Here is a 19,489-nt window from a genome sequence, read left to right as displayed (position 1 = left end):
GCATGGCGGACGCACCGGTCGTGGCGGTACGCGGCGAGGCGTACCGGGAGGTCGCCCCCGAGCTGGCCCGGTTCGCGGTGACCGCGACCGCACGGGACCGCGACCGGGAGACCACGCTGACCCGGCTGGCCGAGCGCGCGGCCGCCGTGCGGGTGCTGCTCGACGCGGCCGAGCCGGCCGTGGAGCGGCGGGAGACCGGCCAGCTCCGGGTCTGGCCGGAGACGAAGCGCTCCGGTGAGCGGGTGGTGGCCTACCACGGCAGCGTGACCACCACGGTCACGGTGGTCGACTTCACCGCGCTAGGCGAGCTGATGCTCCGCCTGGCCGACCAGGAGCAGGTCGAGCTGGCCGGCCCGTGGTGGTCGCTGCGGCCGGACAGCCCGGCCTACCGGGAGGCCCGGCACGCCGCCATCGCGGACGCCCTGGCCCGCGCCCGGGAATACGCGGAGGCGCTCGGCGCCCGGGTGACCGCCCTCGTGGAGCTGGCCGACACCGGCCTGGCCACCGCCCCGTCGATGATGGCGAAGGCGGCCTTCGCGAGGGGCGGGGAGGCCGCAACCGAGCTGGAGCTGGATCCGCAGCCGCAGCCGGTGCAGGCGGCGGTCGAGGCCCGGTTCACCATCAGCGAACCAGTGCTCGGCTGATGGCGCCCGCGCAGGTGCTCCCGCTCGCTGAGCTGGTGGCCCGGGCGCGGGCCCTCGCCGGGGACGGCCCGCGGCAGCTGCTCGGCATCACCGGCGCGCCGGGGGCGGGCAAGTCCACGCTGGCCGAGCGGATCGTCGCCGAGGTCGGTCCGGCCGCCCGGCTGGTGCCCATGGACGGCTTCCACCTGGCCCAGTCGGAGCTGGTCCGGCTGGGCCGGGAGGCACGCAAGGGCGCGCCGGACACGTTCGACGTCAACGGCTTCGCGTCGACCCTGCGCCGGCTGCGCCGGCTGGAGCCGACCTCGGTGTGGGCGCCGGCGTTCCGCCGCGACCTGGAGGAGCCGGTCGCCGCGGCGATCGAGGTGCCGCCCGAGGTGCGGCTCGTGGTGACCGAGGGCAACTACCTGCTGCTGCGTGACGACCCGTGGGAGGAGGTGGGCACGTTGCTGCACCAGGTCTGGTTCCTCGACCTCGACGCCGAGCTGCGGGTGCGCCGGCTCACCGCCCGGCACGAGGCGTACGGGAAGACGCCGGACCAGGCCCGCGCCTGGGCGCTCGGCAGCGACGAGGCCAACGCTCGGCTCGTGGCCGGCACCGCCGAACACGCCGACCTCGTGGTCCGGCTAGCCGACCCCCTGCCGGGGTGACGGCACGGCCCGGCGCAGCAGCCGCGCCACCACCGCCCGCTCGCGGGTGAACTCGGCCGCCTCCGGATAGCCGCTGTGGTTGCGGATCGGCGGGTCGGCCACCTCGCCCCCGACGGGGTGCAGCGCCTCCGGGTCGGCCACCGGCACGTCCCGTTCCCCGGCGCTGACCGGCCAGCCGAGCGGATCGGTGTCGCGCCAGAAGTTGGTCCACGAGACGTGCCCGCCGGGCCAGGTGAGCGCCCGGGCCAGGGTGCGCAACCGCTCCGGGCCGAAGTAGGCGGGGAAGACCCGGCCGTAGAGGCGGGTGAGCTGGCAACCGTAGGAGAAGAACCAGATGCGCCGCCGCCAGCGGCGGGGGAGCTGCAGCAGCATGGCGGCGCAGATGACGGTGCCCTGACTGTGCCCGGAGAGGATCACCCCGTCCATCCGGTCGGGGTGCAGCGGGGGGAGCGCGAGCAGGCCGGCGACCCGGGTCTGGAGTTCCGGTACGGCGCGCTCGGCGTAGCTGGGCGGGGCGAGCGGGTGCGCGGCGCGGGGCCAGAAGGTGCCGACGTCCCAGATGACGCCGACCGACCGGCGCACCGTGTCGGTGCGGTAGACGAGCAGCCCGAGCGCGCTCATCACCACGGGCAGCCAGCCGAGCATGGTGTCGCCCCGGTTGGCCGCCCAGTGGATGATCGTCTGCCAGCCGGAGGGGGAGAGCGGGCTGGGCCGGCTGCGGGAGAGCGCGGCCGCGCAGCAGAGCGTCACCAGCACCACGGAGACGGTCGCGTAGCAGCCGACCAGCCGGATCGCGTGCTCGCCGACCAGCCGGTGCAGCGCCCGGAAGGTGCTGACGTCGCGGCAGCGGCGCAGGTCGTGCGCGGAGAGGCCGGCGTGACCGGAGGTGAGGGCGGCGTACTCGGCACGGCGGAGCGTCTGGAGCAGGATGCCGGCCCGGACCAGCAGCGCGAGCAGGGCGAGCAGGGCGACCACGCAGGCCAGCCCGGCCCAGAACACGGCGAGCGGGGGCACGACCCGGCTGTTGCCGCTCGGGTCGGCCCGGCTGTCGAGCCGGTCGCTCACCCAGTAGAGGAGGCCGGCGCAGTAGGCGATCGCCATCATCCAGCCGAAGCCGGCGATGAGGGCCGGGGCGCGCCCGCCCCAGGCGAGGTCGGTGTGCGCGGCGAGCGGCTGCACCGGCACGGCCGGCCGGGTCCGGGGCAGCAGCAGCCCGGTCACGGCGATGGCGATGGCCGGCCCGGCGAGCATCCAGCTGCTCAGCGCGTCCGGCGCGTCGGGCAGGCCGGGCAGGCCGTGCTCGGTCCAGGCCACCCCGAGCGGCAGCAGCAGGCTGCCGGCCACCGGCCCGAACAGGGCGCGCCGTCCGGAGCGGTTCACCGCGCCGATGGTGACCAGCAGCAGCGCCTGGTAGGTGGCGAGCCAGGCGACCGCGGTGTCGTAGCCGGGCAGCGACCGGTCGGTGCGGCAGCCGGGGATGCCCGGGTCGGCGACGCACCCGATGGGCGGCCGGTACGCGGACAGCGGCCGGCCGGCGGGACCGTCGGGCAGCAGCAGCAGGGTGAACGTGCCGGCCAGCCCCAGCCCGGTGAGCAGCGCCACGGTCGCGCTCCACCGGCCGAGCGGCGTGGCGCCCTGCCGCCGGGTCAACCAGGGCCGGCCCAACGCCACCACGGCGATCGCGACCACGGCCGCGAGCACTCCGACGGTCGGCCAGGCGACCGCGGCCCGCAGCCCGCGCGGCGGGTCCATGACGATCACCGCGCCGACCGGGACCGCCGCCGCGATCACCGCCCCGGTGCAGAGGTGCAGCACGGCGGCCCGGCGCAGTTGCCCCTCGCCGTTCCAGAAGGTCGGGTCCTGGAGCGGGTTCTCCAGCGGCTCCGGCGGGTCTGCGGGTGAGCCGTCCTCCCGCGTCGCGGGGCGGGGGTGCGGTTCGGCGGGCATCTCCGCCTCGTACTGGTAGGTGCGCCAGGCGACGGCGCCGAGCCCGGTGAGCAGGAGCAGCGGCAGCAGCAGGCCCGCGGCGAGCGCCCGGGTGTCCTGGCGCCACCAGGCGTTGCCGAGGAACTCCATCGGGCCGGGGAGGTGGCCGAGGCAGTCCGGGCCGACGCACTGCCAGCCGATCAGGTCCACTCCGATCCCGGTCGCCGTGATCACGAGGGTGCCGGTGAGGCTCAGGCAGAACAGCCGGATGAGCCAGGCCGTGACGCCGGAGCGGCTGGCCCAGCGTTCCCGGTCCGGGTCCGGCGGGATGCCGACGCGCGCGTAGAGCGCCACGTTGGCCAGGGTGAAGGGGAGCAGCAGCGTCCACAGGGCACGCTCGACGTCGCGCCGGGTCCGCGCGCCGGAGGTCAACTGCCCCCAGCTGTACGCCTCGACCGTGATCGGGTCGTCCCGGCCGGCGGTGCTGGTGCGGTAGAAGCCGGTGACCGCGCCGCCGGCGACCAGGTCGGGTTGCGCGCCGTCACCACCGGGGGCGGGGCGCAGCCCGAGCAGTTGGTCGGGCGGGGTGTTCGACACCCCGTGGACGCGCAGTTCGAGCACCCGTTCCATGACGCCCCCTGGGTGAACCGGTCACTACCCAGAGTGCACCCTGTGGTCGGAATCCGCACCCCCCTGGAGGCGTCGTTTTAGCAGCTCAGACCGTATCTTCGAGGATCCGGACCGGACGAGCGGGGTTACCCACGGCGACCACATTGGCGGGTAGATCCTTGGTCACCACCGCGCCCGCGCCGACCACGGTGTTCGCTCCGATGGTCACGCCGGCCAGCACGACGACCCCGCCGCCGAGCCAGACGTTGTCGGCGATGGTGATCGGCTCGGCCGCCTCCCACTTGGCCCGCCGGGCCGCCGGCTCGACCGGGTGGGTGGCGGTGAGGAGTTGCACGTTCGGTCCGATCTGGACGTCGGCGCCGATGGTGATCCGGGCGACGTCGAGGAAGACCGCGTTGAAGTTGACGAAGCTGCGCGGCCCGATGTGAGTCTGGTAGCCGAAGTCGCAGTAGAGCGGCGGCCGTACCCAGGTGTCCTCGCCGACCGAGCCGAGCAGGTCGCGGAGGGCGGCGAGGCGCCCCTCGGGGTCGTCGGCGGAGCTGCGGTTGAAGCGCTTGCCGAGCCGGGCGGCCCGGTCCAGATCGGCAATGATCTCCGGGTCGTCAGCGATGTACGGCTCGCCGGCGAGCATGCGGTCCTTCATGGCGGTCACCGGGCGATCATGCCCCGGGCGGCGGCGGCCGGGGCACCGGTTTAGTCGGATTGGCGACTTCCTTTTGCATACGCGGTATGCAATTCTGGCAATCTCCATCGATGTCCCCCATTGATGAAGACGCTTGACGAAGGAGGAACGTTGCGCCGAAATCGAAGAAGAGTCGCCGGCCTCGGCCTCACCCTGGGGCTGGCGCTGGGCCTGCCCGTGCCGGCCTCCGCGGCCCCGCCGGCGGCCCCCGACGCCACTCCCGCCCGCGCCGCGGCCGCGCGCGCCGGCGAGCCGGTCACCGTCACCCTCATCACCGGCGACCGGGTCACCGTCACCGCCGCCGGGCAGGCGGCGGTCCGCCCCGGCGCCGGCCGCGCCGGTGTGGGCTTCCTGGTCGGCCGGGAACGCGGCCGTCTCACCGTGCTGCCGCAGGACGCGCTGCCCCTGGTCCGGGCCGGCCGGGTCGACCGGCGGCTGTTCGACGTCACCGGGCTGGTCGCGGCCGGCTACGACGACGCCCGGCGGGACACGTTGCCGCTGCTCGTGTCGTACCGGCCGGGGTCGGCCCGACGGGCGGCGGCCCCGATGGCCGGCACCCGGGTGACCCGCGACCTGCCGGCGATCGGCGGCGCGGCGCTGGTCGCGACGAAGGCCGACACCGGCGCGGTCTGGGGCGCGGTCACGGCGGACCGGGCCGGGGCCCGGGTCGACGCGGCGGGGGATGTCGACCGGATCTGGCTGGACGGCCGGCGGCGGGTCACCCTCGACCACAGCGTGCCGCAGATCGGCGCACCCACCGCCTGGGCGGCCGGCTTCACCGGCAAGGGGGTCAGCGTCGCGGTGCTCGACACCGGCGTCGACCTCACCCACCCGGACCTGGCCGGCCGGGTCGCCGACTCGCGCAACTTCAGCGAGGCGGCCGAGTCCGACGACATGGTCGGGCACGGCACCCACGTCGCCTCGATCATCGCGGGCAGCGGGGCCGCCTCCGGCGGGAAGTACCGCGGCGTCGCCCCCGACGCCACCCTGCTCTCCGGCAAGGTCTGCGAGAACCAGGGCTGCACCGAGTCGGCGATCCTCGCCGGCATGCAGTGGGCCGCGGCCGAGAAGCACGCCAGCGTGGTCAACATGAGCCTCAGCGGCGCGGACTTCCCCGAGGTCGACCCGCTGGAGCAGGCCGTCGAGACGCTGACCGCGCAGACCGGCACGCTGTTCGTGGTGGCCGCCGGCAACGACGGCGCCGACGGCTCGGTCGGCTCGCCGGCCACCGCCGACGCCGCGCTGGCCGTCGGCGCGGTCGACCGGGACGACGCGCTGGCCGACTTCTCCAGCCGGGGGCCGCGGGTCGACGGCGGGCTCAAGCCCGACATCACCGCGCCCGGCGTCGAGATCGTGGCCGCCCGGGCGGCCAACGGCGCCATCGGCGACCCGGTGGGGGACCGCTACGTCTCCCTCTCCGGCACCTCGATGGCCACGCCGCACGTGGCCGGCGCCGCGGCACTGCTCGCCCAGCAGCACCCGGGCTGGACCGCCGGACGGTACAAGGCCACGCTGATGGCCTCGGCGAAGCCGCACCCCGAACAGACGGCGTTCCAGCAGGGCGCGGGACGGGTCGACGTGGCCCACGCGATCACGGAGCAGGTCAGCAGCGACCCGCCCAGCGTCTCGTTCGGGGTGACGGCCTGGCCGCACGGTGACGACCAGCCGGTGGCCCGCACGGTCACCTACCGCAACGGTGGGACCGGCCCGCTCACCCTCGACCTCACCGCCGAGGTCACCGGCCCGGACGGGCGCGCCGCCCCGGCCGGGATGTTCACCCTCGGCGCGTCCCGGCTCACCGTGCCGGCCGGCGGGACGGCCCAGGTCACCGTCACCGCCGACACCCGGCTCGGCGGCCTCGACGGCTACTGGACCGGCCGGCTGGTCGCCCGTGCCGGCGACGCGGTCGCGGTCACCCCGCTGGCGGTCAACCGCGAGGTGGAGAGCTACGACCTGACCGTCGCGCACCGCGACCGGGCCGGCAAGCTCACCGGTGACTACTTCACCACCCTGGTCGGGCTGGACGGCGCCGTCTACCGGGACGTGTACGACCCCGACGGCGAGGCGCGGGTCCGCCTCCCCAAGGGCCGGTACGGCCTGAACAGCCTCATCTACCTGCCGGGGGAGGAGGGCTGGACCGAGGTCTCCATGCTGGCCCAGCCCGAGCTGGTGGTGAGCGGCAACCAGCGGCTCACCGTCGACGCCCGGCGGGCGAAGCCGGTCCGGTCCACGGTGCCGCAGCGGGGCGCGGCGCCGCTGCTGATCGACCTCTCGGCCAACTGGTCCACCGAGGACTCCTCCTACGGGTTCGGGCTCTGGACGTTCAGCTTCGACGGCCTGCACAGCGGCCAGCTGGGGCACGGCGTCTCCGACTCCCTCTTCGTCGCCGCCCTGGCCAGCCAGTGGCTCGAACCGACGGCGCCGGAGCGCAGCCCGTACTTCTACGCCCTCAACGAGCTGTTCCCGGGCCGGATGCCGACCGGGTTCGTCCGGCACTACCAGCCGGGCGACCTGGCGACCGTCACGCACCGGTTCGCGGCCGGCTACGCCGGGCTGGAGAACGAGAGGATCGTCTTCCCGGAGTCCGACTACAACATCGGCGGCTCGGCGATCGTCGTGCCGGTTCCGGTGCCCGGGAAGCGGGTCGAGCACTACAGCACGACCCGCACCGGCTGGAGTTCCGAGCTGGACTTCGGTGAGCGGGGCGAGGACGGCTGGCTGGAGGTGCGGGCGGTGCTGGAGTCGGTGCCCACCCGGTACCGGGCCGGCCGGACCTACCGGGAGGACTGGAACAGCGCGCCGTACGGGCCGTCCTTCCCGCAGCCCCGCTGGCCGGAGCAGGGCATCACCCGCAACGGCGACACCCTCGTGGTCGCCCTGCCGGTGCACAGCGACGCGGCCGGCCACCCCGGCGGCTCGCTCAACGACACCGAACGGACGGCGCTCTACCGCAACGGGAAGCTGCTCGCCGAGCAGCCCGCCGCGGGGTACGGCGAGTTCCAGGTGCCGCCGGGCGCCGCGAGCTACCGGCTGGAGACCTCGGCAACGCGGGGCTTCACCGACCTGAGCACCGAGGTCTCGGCCACCTGGACGTTCCGCTCCCGGCGCGTCCCCGGTGACGACTGGGCGCGGCTGCCGGCCATGGCCGTCCGCTTCACCCCGCCGCTGGCCGTGGACAACAGCGCCCCGGCCGGCCGGACCTTCACCATCCCGGTGACGGTGCAGCGGCAGCCCGGCGCGCCGGCCGCCTCCGTCGCGGCGCTCACCGTCGACGTCTCGTACGACGGCGGGAAGACCTGGCGCAAGGCGGCCCTGCACAAGCAGGGCGCGGGCTGGGCGGCCACGGTCCGGCACCCGGCCGGCCCCGGCTACGTCTCGTTGCGGGCGACCGCCCGGGACGGCGCCGGCAACACGGTCACCCAGCGGATCATCCAGGCGTACCGCCTGCGGTGATCCGGTCGTCCGGGTCGGCGGTCCGCCGGCCCGGACGGCGGACGGGCCGGGGCGTTCCGCCCCGGCCCGTCCCGCGTCGTCGCTCAGTCGTTGGCGTGCAGCGCCGCGTTCAGCTCGATGCCCCGGCCGGTGCGCGGCTTCGCCTCCAGCGCGCCGGTCACCGAGTTGCGCCAGAAGAGCAGGCCGTCCACCCCGGACAGCTCCCGGGCCTTGACCACTCGGCCGTCCGGCAGCGTGATCTTCGAGGCGGCGGTGATGTAGCAGCCGGCCTCCACCACGCAGTCGTCGCCCAGGGTGATGCCCACGCCCGCGTTCGCGCCGACCAGGCTCCGCTCGCCGATGCGCACCTTCTCGGTGCCGCCGCCGGAGAGGGTGCCCATGATCGACGCGCCGCCGCCGATGTCGGAGCCGTCGCCGACCACCACGCCCTGCACGATCCGCCCCTCGACCATCGAGGTGCCCAGCGTGCCGGCGTTGAAGTTGACGAAGCCCTCCTGCATCACGGTGGTGCCGGCGGCCAGGTGCGCGCCGAGCCGGACCCGGTCCGCGTCGGCGATGCGCACGCCGGCCGGGACCACGTAGTCGGTCATCCGGGGGAACTTGTCCACCCCGTGGACGGCCAGGTGGCGGCCGGCTGACCGCTCGATGACCCGCAGCTCGTCGACCCGCTCCGGCGGGCACGGCCCGGCCGAGGTCCAGGCCACGTTGGCCAGCTTGCCGAAGATGCCGTCGAGGTTGAGCTCGTTGGGCCGCACCAGGCGGTGGGAGAGCAGGTGCAACCGGAGGTACGCGTCCGCGGCGTCCTTGATCGGGTCGTCCAGCGAGCCGATCACGGTGACCACCTGGGCCGTGCGCAGGCCGGGCAGCGCCCGCTCGCCGACCGCGCCGGGCGGCAGGTCCAGCACGTCGGCCTCGTCCTCACCGGCGACCAGCGGCAGCTCGCCGAGCCCCAGCTTGCCGGTCGGGTACCAGGTGTCCAGCACCTGGTCGTCAGCGGTGATCGTGGCCAGGCCGATGCCCCAGGCAGACTGTGCGGTCGTCACGCTGCTGACGGTACCGTGCGAGACATGCAGAACCCGTTGACCCCCGAGGTCTTGGCCGATCCGGTGGCGCTGACCCGCGCGCTGGTCGACATCGAGTCCGTGTCGCTCAACGAGAAGGCGATCGCCGACTGCGTCGAGGAGGTGCTGCGGGGCGTGCCGCACCTCACCACCTACCGGCACTCCAACACCGTGATGGCGCGCACCGACCTGGGCCGGCCGCAGCGGGTGGTGCTCGCCGGCCACCTGGACACCGTGCCGCTCAACGACAACTTCCCGTCGACCATGCGCGGCGACCTGATGTACGGCTGCGGCACCTCCGACATGAAGTCCGGGGTGGCCTTCGCGCTGCACCTGGCGGTGACCCTGCCCCACCCACGCTACGACGTCACCTACCTCTTCTACGAGGCCGAGGAGATCGAGTCGAGGTACAACGGGCTCACCCTCGTCTCCCAGGCCCACCCCGAGTGGCTGGCGGCCGACTTCGCGCTGCTGCTGGAACCGACGTACGGGATCGTCGAGGCGGGTTGCCAGGGCACCATGCGGGCGATCGTCACCACACACGGCGAGCGGGCCCACGCGGCGCGGTCGTGGCACGGGGTGAACGCCATCCACGGCGCCGGCGAGGTGCTGCGCCGGCTGACCACGTACGAGGCGCGCCGGGTGACCATCGAGGGCTGCGACTACCGCGAGGGCCTGAACGCGGTGCGGATCACCGGCGGGGTGGCGGGCAACGTCGTCCCGGACCGCTGCGAGATCGAGATCAACTACCGGTACGCCCCGGACCGTGACCCGGCGGCGGCCGAGGCGCACCTGCGCGAGGTCTTCGCGGGCTTCGACCTGGCGGTCACCGACGCGGCGGCCGGCGCGGCCCCGGGCCTGGACAACCCGCCGGCGCAGGAGTTCCTGGCCGCGGTCGGCGCGGCCCCGATCGGCAAGTTGGGCTGGACGGACGTGGCCCGGTTCGCGGCCATGGGCATCCCGGCGCTGAACTTCGGTCCGGGCGACCCCAACCTGGCCCATCACAAGGACGAGCACGTCGAGCTGACGAAGATCCGCGACGGCGCGGCCACCCTGCACCGCTGGCTCGCCTCGTCCTGAGCACGCGACCGGGGGCCCGCGTCGGTGACGCGGACCCCCGGGTCGTGCCGGACCGTCAGAGCGTGGTCGTCAGCGGGGTTTCGGTCTCGGTGGTCTCGCCGGTGAGGTCGGTGTGGTGGGCTTCCATCATCCGGGCGCGGCGGCGCTCGGCCACCACGTCCCGGATCCGCCGCTGCATCTGCCGGCGAATCCGGATCATCTCGCTGTTGCTGATCAACGCTGGCTCCTCCCCCGAAGGCGCGCGCCCGGGCATACCCGGTATGTGAATAGTAAGACGTACGAGCGAGCCATTTAGTTGCCCATGATCACGAAGAATTTCTCCGCGTCGCCCGCCTCCGCACCGCGCCGCCCCCGCTCCACTACGGTGGCCCCATGAGCCAGAGCAACGGGCGGCCACCCGGCCGCGGGCCGAGCGGGGTACGGCACCGGGGCGCCGTCACCCTGCGCAACCAGGCCATCCCCACCAGCACCGCCGACCAGCGGCTGCTCGACTCCCGGGGCCGGGGCGACTGGAAGACCAGGGACGCCTGGCGGGCGCTGCGCATCCTGTCCGAGTTCGTCGAGGGCTTCGACACCCTCGCCGACCTGCCGCCCGCGGTCAGCGTCTTCGGCTCGGCCCGGAGCAAGCCGGACAGCGCCGAGTGCCGGCTGGCCGAGGAACTGGGCGGTGCGCTGGCCCGGGCCGGCTACGCGGTGATCACCGGCGGTGGGCCGGGCGTGATGGAGGCGGCCAACCGGGGCGCCAACGGGGCGGGCGGGCTCTCCGTCGGGCTCGGCATCGAGCTGCCGTTCGAGCAGGGCATCAACGACTGGGTCGACCTGGCCATCGACTTCCGCTACTTCTTCGCCCGCAAGACCATGTTCGTCAAGTACGCCCAGGCCTTCGTGGTGCTGCCCGGCGGCTTCGGCACCATGGACGAGCTCTTCGAGGCGCTCACCCTGGTGCAGACCGGCAAGGTGACCCGCTTCCCGGTGGTGCTCATGGGCGTCGACTACTGGCGGGGCCTGCTCGACTGGCTCCGGGACAGCATGACCGCCGAGGGCAAGATCGGCCCGAACGACCTGGACCTCATCTGCCTCACCGACGACGTCAACGAGGCGGTCCGGCACATCGTGGAGGCCGAGGCGGTGCTCTCCGCCGAGCAGGAGGCGATCCGCGAGGAGGCCGTCGCCCGCCTCGGCGCCGATCAGCAGGCCGCCGCCGAGGCCGCCCCCGACGGGCCGGCGGAGCAGGGCTGACCGTGGCCAACGTCTGCGTGTTCTGCGCGTCCTCGCGTACCCTCGACGCCCGCTGGCTGGACCTGGCCACCGAGACCGGCGCGGAGCTGGCCCGGCGCGGGCACACGCTGGTCAGCGGCGGCGGGTGCGTGGGGATGATGGGCGCCGTGGCCGACGGGGCGCGGGCGGCCGGCGGCCGGACCCTGGGTGTCATCCCACAGGCCCTGGTCGACCTGGAGGTCGCCGACCTGGCGTCCGACGAGCTGCTGGTCACCGACGGGATGGCCAGCCGCAAGACCCTGATGATCGACAAGTCGGACGCGTTCGTGGCCCTGCCCGGCGGGCTCGGCACCCTGGACGAGCTGTTCGAGGTCTGGACCACCGCCACCCTGGCCATGCACGCCAAGCCCATGGTGCTGGTCGACGCCGACGGCTTCTACCGCCCGCTGCTCGACTGGCTGGGCACCCTGGCCGACCGCCACTTCCTCAAACCGGCCGGCCTGGACCTCCTGCAGATCGCGGAAACCGTCCCCGAGGCCCTCGACCTCCTGGACGCCCGCCTCACCTGACGCCGGCCCCCCGGTTGATCATGAAGTTGTTGCCGGCGATGCCGGCGTGTCGCGACAACAACTTCATGATCGACGGGAGCTGGCGGTGTGGGGGCCGGCGGCGGGTTCTCCGGTGTCGTACCGGCGTGGTGGGATGTCGGGGATGCAGGCGTACCGGTTGGTGCGCCGGCCCGGTGGGGTGGGGGCGGGGGTCTCCCAGGTCGCCGGGGCGGGGCAGGGGGATGGTCGGTCCACGGGGCCGGCCGAGACGGAGCCGCGATCCGGGGGGTCCGCGGGCGATGCCGCGCACCCGCCGTCGCGCCGGCCGGACCCGGTGCAGGCCGAGGTCGTCGCGCACACCGACGGCCCGATGCTGGTCGTCGGCGGCCCCGGCACCGGCAAGACCGCCACCCTGGTCGAGGCGGTCGCCGCCCGGGTGGCCGAGGGCGTCGACCCGGAACACGTCCTGGTGCTCACCTTCGGCCGGCGGGGTGCCACCGAGCTGCGCCACCGGATCGAGGCGCGGATCGCCGGCAACGGCCACCGCGTGGTCCGCGAGCCGCTGGTCCGCACCTTCCCGGCGTACGCCTTCGGGCTGCTCCGCCGGGCCGCCGCCGAGCGCGGCGAACCCTCGCCCCGGCTGCTCACCGGCCCCGAGCAGGACCTGATCATCCGCGAGCTGCTCGACATCGTGGGCGAGGAGCCGGCGGACGACCCGGTCGGCTGGCCGGAGGACCTGCGCCCGGCGCTGCGCACCCGGGCCTTCGCCCAGCAGCTCCGCGACCTGCTGATGCGCGCCGCCGAGCGGGGCGTCGGCCCGGTCGAACTGGCCCGGCTGGGCGAAAAGCTGGGCCGCGCCGACTGGCCGGCCGCCGCCCGCTTCCTCCGCGAGTACGTGGCCGTCCTCGCCCTGCGTGACGTGAGCAACCGGGGTTCGATCGCGTACGACCCGGCCGAGCTGGTCCGGGCCGCCACCGGCATGCTGCTGGACGACCCGGAGCTGCTGGCCGCCGAGCGCCGCCGGGTCGCCCACGTCTACGTCGACGAGCTGGCCGACACCGACCCGGCCCAACTCGACCTGCTCGCCGTCGTGGCGGGGGGCGGCAAGTCCCTGGTCGCCTTCGCCGACCCGGACTCCTCCACGTACGCCTTCCGCGGCGCCGACCCGGCCGGGGTGACCACCTTCCCGCACCGGTTCCGCACGGCCTCCGGCGCGCCGGCCGCCCAGGTCACGCTCACCACCTCCTACCGGGCCGGGCCGGAGCTGCTGGCCGCGACCGCCCGGCTGGCCCGCCGGCTGCGCGGCCCGGCGGCGCACCGGCGGCTGCGCCCGCTCCCCGACGCCGCGCCGGGCGCGCTGGAGGTCCGCACCTTCCGCTCGGCCACCAGCGAGTCCGCCTGGCTGGCCCACGCGCTGCGCGAGGCGCACCTGCTCGACGGGGTGCCGTGGTCCCGGATGGCGGTGCTGGTCCGCTCCACCGGCCGGCAGCTGCCCTCGCTGCGGCGCGCCCTGCACACCGCCGGGGTGCCGACCGTGGTGCACGGCGAGGACCTGCCGTTGCACCTCCAGCCCGGCGTGGCCCCGCTGCTGCTCCTGCTCCGCTGCGCGCTCGACCCCGACCGGCTGGACGAGGAGTCGGCCGTCGCCCTGCTGCACTCGCCGCTGGGCGGCGCGGACCCGCTCGCCGAGCGGCGGCTGCGCCAGGGGCTGCGCGCGCTCGCGCTGGCCGCCGGCGACCGCCGTCCGTCCGGCGAGCTGATCGTCGAGGCGCTGCGCGACCCGGCCGAGCTGGCCGCCGTCGAGCGGCGCTGGGCGGCCCCGGCGCAGACCGTGGCGCACCTGCTGGATATCGCCCGGCAGGCCGCCGCCGCACCCGGCGCGACCGCCGAGGACGTGCTCTGGGCGGTGTGGCGGGAGAGCGGCCTGGCCGAGCGCTGGGCCGGGGCCATCACCCGCGGCCGGGCCGCGACCGGCGAGCACGAGACCGCGCAGCGCTGGCGCGCCGAGGCCGCCGACCGCGACCTCGACGCGGTCATGGTGCTCTTCGACGCGGCCGCCCGGTTCACCGACCGGCTGCCCGGCGCGCGCACCGAGGTCTTCCTCGACCACGTGCTAGGGCAGGAGCTGCCGGCGGACACGCTCGCTGCCAGCGCCGACCGGGGCGAGGCGGTCCGGCTGCTCACCGCCCACGCCGCCAAGGGCCTGGAGTGGGACCTGGTCGCGGTCGCCGGCGTGCAGGAGGGCGTCTGGCCCGACCTGCGGCTGCGGGGCAGCCTGCTCGGTTCGGAGCGGCTGGTCGACGTGCTCGCCGGCCGGGCCGACGGCGCCGGGCTGCGGGCCAGCCTGGTCGGGCAGACCTCGGCGCTGCTGGACGAGGAGCGCCGGCTGTTCCACGTGGCCGTGAGCCGGGCGCGGCGGCGGCTGCTGGTCACCGCGGTGGCCTCGGTGGCGGTCGGCGGCGACGACCACGAGGAGCAGCCCAGCCGCTTCCTGCACGAGCTGGCCGCCACCGACCCACCCGCCGTCGGCGGGAGCGGCGGCGTACCCGCCGGCCCGGACCCGGAGCCGGGCCCGAGCGACCCGGCCGACGGCGCCCCGACCGGCGGTGCCGCCCCGGCCGGTGGTGCCGCTTCGACCGGGGCGGCGGGCCGGGGGCGGGACCGGCGTGCCGGCGACGGCGCCGCCGCGGTCCCGGCGAACGCGTCCGGGCGGCCCGGCGACGGCGCCGCGCTGGACGTGCCCGCGTCCGACGGGCCGGTGCCGGTGGGGGACGAGGACCCGCAGGACGGGGCGCCCGGCACGCTGCCGGTCACCCTGCCGCCGCGCGGGCTCACCCTGTCCGCGCTGGTGGCGGAGCTGCGTACCGCGATCACCGACCCGGCGGCGCCGGTCACCCGGCGGCGTGCGGCGGCGGCCGAGCTGGCCCGGCTGGCCGCCGCCGGGGTGCCCGGCGCGCATCCGGACGACTGGTGGGGCCTGCGCGGCCTCTCCGACGACCGGCCGCTGGTCGACGAGGGCGAACCGGTGCGGGTCACCCCGTCGGCCATGGAGAGCGCGTTGCGGTGCAGCCTGCGCTGGCTGCTGGAACGGCACGGAGGCAGCGCCCCGGCCAGCGCCGCGCAGGGTGTCGGCAACCTGGTGCACGCCGCCGCCATGCTGGCCGAGGACGCGAGCGTCGACCGGACGGCCCTGCTGGAGTACGTGGCCGCCCGGTTCGACGCCATCGAGCTGGCCGCCCGCTGGATGGTCGGCCCGGAACGGTCCCGCGCCGAGGCCATGGTGGACAAGCTGCTCCGCTGGCTGGCCGGCAACCCGCGGCGGCTGCTCGCCATCGAGCACGAGTTCGCGGTGCGCCTCGACGACCCGCGCCGGCCGGTCGAGCTGACCGGCCGGGTCGACCGGCTGGAGGTCGACGCCGAGGGGCGGCTCGTGGTGATCGACCTGAAGACCGGCAAGTCCACCGCGGTCACCGAGCGGGAGGTGGCCGAACACCCGCAGCTCGGCGCCTACCAGGCGGCCGTGGAGGCGGGGGCGTTCGCCGACTTCGGCGAGGAGTCCGGTGGCGCCGCGCTCGTGCAGCTCGGCACCGGCGCGAAGGAGGCCAAGGAGCAGGCGCAGGCGGCCGCCGGGGAGGGCCCCGAGGCCGGCTGGGCCACCGCGTTGGTCCGGCGTACCGCCGACACGATGGCCGCCGCCACCTTCGCCGCCGTCGCCAACTCGAAGTGCCGGGTCTGCCCGGTGCGCACGAGCTGCCCGGTCTCCGGGCAGGGCCGCCAGGTCGTCGAGCCGCCCACGGAGTACCCGTGAGCGCGAGGACGCGCGTTCCGGGGCGGCTCGCGTGGGACGCGGCCGAGCCGGAACGCGCGCTTGAGCCGGTTCTGCGAGCCCCGCAGTTGCGAACGAAGAGGGCACCCGTGAGCGCGAGGAGTGAGCCGGTTCTGCGAGCCCCGCAGTTGCGAACGAAGAGGGCACCGTGACGACCCAGCCGACGCTGTTCAGCACCAGCGCCACCCCGACGCCCCGGGCCGCCGACGCCGGCCCCCGCTACACCCCGGTCGAGCTGGCCAGGTTGCTCCGGCTGCCGGCGCCCACCCGGGAACAGGCGGCGATCATCGCCGCGCCGGTGGAGCCGCTGCTGGTCGTCGCGGGCGCCGGCTCCGGCAAGACCGAGACGATGGCCGCCCGGGTGGTCTGGCTGGTCGCCAACTCCTACGTCCGCCCCGAGCAGATCCTCGGCCTCACCTTCACCCGCAAGGCGGCCGGCGAGCTGGCGCACCGGGTACGCACCCGGCTCGACCAGCTCATCCGGCGGCTCGGCCGGCAGGGCCGGGACCCGCACGCCGACCCCCTCGTGGGTGAGCCGACCGTCTCCACCTACCACTCGTACGCGGGCCGGATCGTCACCGAGCACGGGCTGCGCGCCGGCTACGAGCCGACCACCCGGCTGCTCACCGAGGCGTCCCGCTGGCAGCTCGTCGACCTGCTGGTGCGCAACTACGACGGCGACATGTCCGAGGTGGACCGGATGCCGTCGACCATCACCGACGCCGTGCTCGCCCTGGCCGGGGAGCTGGACGAGCACCTGGTCGACCCGGACGAGCTGGCCGCCTGGACCGGCCGGTTCTTCGCCGAGGTGCAGTCCCGCCCGGGGCGGGTGTACGCCGACGTGCGCAAGGCCCTCCAGCTCCAGCGGACCCGGCTGAAGCTGCTGCCGCTGGTCCGCGCGTACGCCCGGCGCAAGGACGACTTCGAGGCCATGGACTTCGCCGACCAGTTGGCCCGGGCCGCGCGGGTGGCCCGCGACCATCCCGCCGTGGGGGTGATCGAGCGGGACCGGTTCCGGGTGGTGCTGCTCGACGAGTACCAGGACACCAGCCACGCCCAGGTGGTGCTGCTCAACGCCCTGTTCGGCGGCGGCCACCCGGTCACCGCGGTGGGCGACCCCTGCCAGTCCATCTACGGCTGGCGGGGGGCCAGCGCCGGCACGCTGGACCGGTTCCCCACCGAGTTCGCCCGCACCGACGGCGCCCCCGCCGAGGTGCTCAGCCTCACCACGAGCTGGCGCAACCGCCCCGAGATCCTCGGCGTCGCCAACGCGCTGTCGGTGCCGCTGCGGGCGGCCGGCGCCCGGGTGCCAGAGCTGCACGCCGCGCTCAGCGTCCGCGACCCGATCCCGCACCGCAGCCCCGGCGGGCGGGCCGCCGGCACCGTGCACAGCGCGCTGCTGGAGACGTACGCCGACGAGGCCGACTGGATCGCCGACAGCGTGCTGGCCGCCTGGCGTGGCGCGGCCGGGATGCCGGAGGCGCTGCCCGAACACATCCCGGCGCACCGGCGCCCCACCACCGCCGTGCTGGTCCGGCTGCGCAGCCAGATCCCGGCTCTCGAGGCGGCGCTCCGCGCCCGCGGGCTGCCCGTCGACGTGGTCGGCCTGGGCGGCCTGCTGGACACCCCCGAGATCCGGGACGTGGTCTGCTCGCTGCGGGTGCTCGCCGACCCGACCGACGGGGCGGCGTTGCTGCGGCTGCTCACCGGCGCGCGCTGGCGGATCGGGCCGCGCGACCTGGTCGCCCTGCACCGGCGGGCCCGGGCCATCGCGCGGGCCCGCCGGGAGGTGACCGGCGACGACGGGCCGGAGATCACCGTGGACGCGCTGGACGAGGCCACCCTGGTCGAGGCGCTGGCCGACCTGGGGCCGGCACAGGCGTACTCGGCGGAGGGGTACGCGCGGCTCCGGTCGTACGGGATGGAGCTGGCGCTGCTGCGCTACCGGCTGGACCAGTCCCTGCCGGAGCTGATCGCGGACATCGAGCGGACCATCGGCCTGGACGTGGAGGTGGCGGTCCGGGCCGGCCGGGACGGCGCCGGCGACGCCGGCCTGGCCCGCGCCCACCTGGACGCGCTCGGCGACGTGGCGGCCCGGTTCAGCGGTGAGACGCCCGGCGCCACGCTGGCTGGTTTCCTCGCCTACCTGGCCGCCGCCGAGGACGAGGAGCGCGGCCTCACCCCGGGCGAGGTCGAGGTGGTGGAAGGTGCGGTGCAGATACTTACCGCGCACGCCGCCAAGGGCCTGGAGTGGGACGTGGTGTCGGTGGCCGGGCTGACCCGGGGCGTCTGGCCGGGGCCGGTGCGCAACTCCGACCACTGGCTGGGCGGGCTGGGCGTGCTGCCGTTCCCGCTCCGCGGCGACGCGGACGGGCTGCCCGAGCTGGGCCTTTCCGGTGCGGAGGACCAGCGCGGGGTGGCCCGGGCGGTGGAGGACTTCACCGACGCCTGGCGGGCGCACGACGAGCGGGAGGAGCGCCGGCTGGCGTACGTGGCGGTGACCCGTCCCCGCCGGCTGCTGCTCTGCTCCGGCTACTGGTGGGGGGAGGGGACGAAGAAGTTCCGCGGCCCCTCGGTCTTCCTCCGGGAGGTGCACGACGCCTGCCTGGCCGGCGGGGACGGCCACCTGGTCGACGCCTGGGCGCCCGAGCCCGCCGGGGACGCGGTCAACCCGACCACGGAGACGGTGCTGCGGGCGGAGTGGCCGGCCGACCCGCTGGGCGCCCGCCGTCCGGCGCTGGCCGAGGCGGCCGCCCTGGTCCGCCGCTGCCTGGCCGACCCGGAGGCGGCCCGCCGCGAGGAGGCCCTGCTGGCGACCGCCGTGACGGGTGCGCCCGCCGAGGACGCCGACACGCGGGCGCCCGCCGAGGACGCCGAGGTGACCCGCTGGCGGCGGGAGGCCGACCTGCTCCTCGCCGAACGGGCCGAGCTGGCCCGGCGGGCCGAGGCGGTCGAGGTGGAGCTGCCCGGGCACCTGTCGGTGACGCAGCTGGTGGCGCTGCGCCGCGACCCGGAGGCCCTGGCCCGGACGCTGCGCCGGCCGATGCCCACCGAGCCCAACCCGTACGCCCGGCGGGGCACCGCCTTCCACACCTGGCTGGAGCAGCGCTTCGGCGCCGACCGGCTGCTCGATGTGGACGAGCTGCCCGGCGCGGCCGACGAGGACGCCGCACCGGACGACGCGCTCACCGAGCTCCAGGAACGCTTCCTGGCCAGCGAGTGGGCCGACCGGGTGCCGGTGGAGGTGGAGGTGCCCTTCGCCACGGTGATCGCCGGGGTGGTGGTCCGGGGCCGGATGGACGCCGTCTTCGCCCGCCCCGGCGGCCGCTTCGACGTGGTCGACTGGAAGACCGGCCGGCAGCCGGCCGGGCGGGAGGCCGACGCGGCTGCCGTGCAGCTCGCCGTCTACCGGCTGGCCTGGGCCGAGCTGGCCGGGGTGCCGGTCGAGCGGGTGGGGGCCGCCTTCCACTACGTGCGGGACGGCGTGACCGTGCGCCCCGCCGACCTGCTCGACGCCGCCGGGCTGACCGCGCTCGTCGCCGCCGTGCCGGAATTTCCGACAGAGGGCGCGGTGTTGCAGAGATCGTGCTAGGCTGACCACGTTGCAGTTTTGGTTTCCAGAGACTCTGTGTGCGCCTGGCGGATTGTGGCCCCAGGCGCTCTTTGTTGTGTCCGGAGTTCTCCGGGCGGGGCGACCAGCAGCGACAGGTGCGGCGCGCGGCCACGCGCGGCGCACTCCTCGGGTCCGCAACAGGTGCGGGTCCGAACGTTCCG

12 protein-coding genes are annotated in these 19,489 nt (G+C 75.6%); 8 read left to right on the top strand and 4 right to left on the bottom strand.

Features of this window, described 5'->3' with window-relative positions:
* Positions 1-2: 2 nt before the first annotated feature.
* Together ABZS80_RS14735 and ABZS80_RS14730 are read left to right on the top strand one after the other, a co-directional pair.
* The gene (locus ABZS80_RS14735) at positions 3-644 is read left to right on the top strand and encodes an SIMPL domain-containing protein (RefSeq protein ID WP_355056181.1); all 642 of its coding nucleotides are present in this window, start codon (positions 3-5) and stop codon (positions 642-644) included.
* Positions 644-1,291: a nucleoside/nucleotide kinase family protein gene (locus ABZS80_RS14730; RefSeq protein WP_355056180.1), complete on the top strand. Its 648-nt coding sequence runs from the start codon at positions 644-646 to the stop codon at positions 1,289-1,291. Before ABZS80_RS14735 ends, ABZS80_RS14730 begins: the two co-directional genes overlap by 1 nt.
* Here ABZS80_RS14730 and ABZS80_RS14725 read toward each other — a convergent pair.
* A complete protein-coding gene (locus ABZS80_RS14725; protein ID WP_355056179.1) occupies positions 1,268-3,847 on the bottom strand; it encodes a hypothetical protein in 2,580 nt (859 codons plus the stop codon). The two genes, ABZS80_RS14730 and ABZS80_RS14725, sit on opposite strands and share 24 nt — an antisense overlap.
* 85 nt (positions 3,848-3,932) lie before the next feature.
* Entirely contained in the window at positions 3,933-4,499 is a 567-nt protein-coding gene (locus tag ABZS80_RS14720; protein ID WP_355056178.1) for a sugar O-acetyltransferase, read from the bottom strand.
* 141 nt (positions 4,500-4,640) lie between these two features.
* Here ABZS80_RS14720 and ABZS80_RS14715 point away from each other — a divergent pair, with 141 nt between their 5' ends.
* On the top strand, positions 4,641-7,982 hold the full coding sequence (locus ABZS80_RS14715) for a S8 family serine peptidase (protein ID WP_355056177.1): 3,342 nt from the start codon (positions 4,641-4,643) through the stop codon (positions 7,980-7,982).
* An 83-nt stretch (positions 7,983-8,065) separates the two neighbouring features.
* Here the strand turns inward: ABZS80_RS14715 and dapD are convergent, their stop codons facing one another.
* A complete protein-coding gene (gene dapD, locus ABZS80_RS14710; protein ID WP_355056176.1) occupies positions 8,066-9,025 on the bottom strand; it encodes a 2,3,4,5-tetrahydropyridine-2,6-dicarboxylate N-succinyltransferase in 960 nt (319 codons plus the stop codon).
* 24 nt (positions 9,026-9,049) lie between these two features.
* Here dapD and dapE point away from each other — a divergent pair, with 24 nt between their 5' ends.
* On the top strand, positions 9,050-10,123 hold the full coding sequence (gene dapE / locus ABZS80_RS14705; protein ID WP_355056175.1) for a succinyl-diaminopimelate desuccinylase: 1,074 nt from the start codon (positions 9,050-9,052) through the stop codon (positions 10,121-10,123).
* Between the two features lie 55 nt (positions 10,124-10,178).
* Here the strand turns inward: dapE and ABZS80_RS14700 are convergent, their stop codons facing one another.
* Positions 10,179-10,340 carry a hypothetical protein gene (locus tag ABZS80_RS14700; protein ID WP_167364265.1) on the bottom strand — a complete coding sequence of 54 codons (162 nt, stop codon included), beginning with the start codon at positions 10,338-10,340 and terminating at the stop codon, positions 10,179-10,181.
* Positions 10,341-10,495: 155 nt separating this feature from the next.
* Between ABZS80_RS14700 and ABZS80_RS14695 the strand changes: the two genes are divergently transcribed.
* From ABZS80_RS14695 to ABZS80_RS14680, 4 genes are all read left to right on the top strand, one after another.
* The gene (locus tag ABZS80_RS14695) at positions 10,496-11,362 is read left to right on the top strand and encodes a TIGR00730 family Rossman fold protein (protein WP_355056174.1); all 867 of its coding nucleotides are present in this window, start codon (positions 10,496-10,498) and stop codon (positions 11,360-11,362) included.
* 2 nt (positions 11,363-11,364) lie between these two features.
* Positions 11,365-11,910, top strand: a complete 546-nt coding sequence (locus tag ABZS80_RS14690; RefSeq protein WP_355056173.1) for a TIGR00730 family Rossman fold protein — start codon at positions 11,365-11,367, stop codon at positions 11,908-11,910.
* Between the two features lie 142 nt (positions 11,911-12,052).
* A complete protein-coding gene (locus ABZS80_RS14685) occupies positions 12,053-15,697 on the top strand; it encodes an ATP-dependent DNA helicase (protein ID WP_355056305.1) in 3,645 nt (1,214 codons plus the stop codon).
* 166 nt (positions 15,698-15,863) lie between these two features.
* Positions 15,864-19,307 carry a UvrD-helicase domain-containing protein gene (locus ABZS80_RS14680; protein WP_355056172.1) on the top strand — a complete coding sequence of 1,148 codons (3,444 nt, stop codon included), beginning with the start codon at positions 15,864-15,866 and terminating at the stop codon, positions 19,305-19,307.
* Positions 19,308-19,489 lie beyond the last annotated feature (182 nt).

This window comes from Micromonospora sp. NPDC005305 (assembly GCF_040607315.1).
In the GTDB taxonomy this organism is placed as follows: Bacteria; Actinomycetota; Actinomycetes; order Mycobacteriales; family Micromonosporaceae; genus Micromonospora.
Note: the sequence above shows the minus strand (reverse complement) of the source record. Positions and strands in the feature narration are given on the sequence as shown.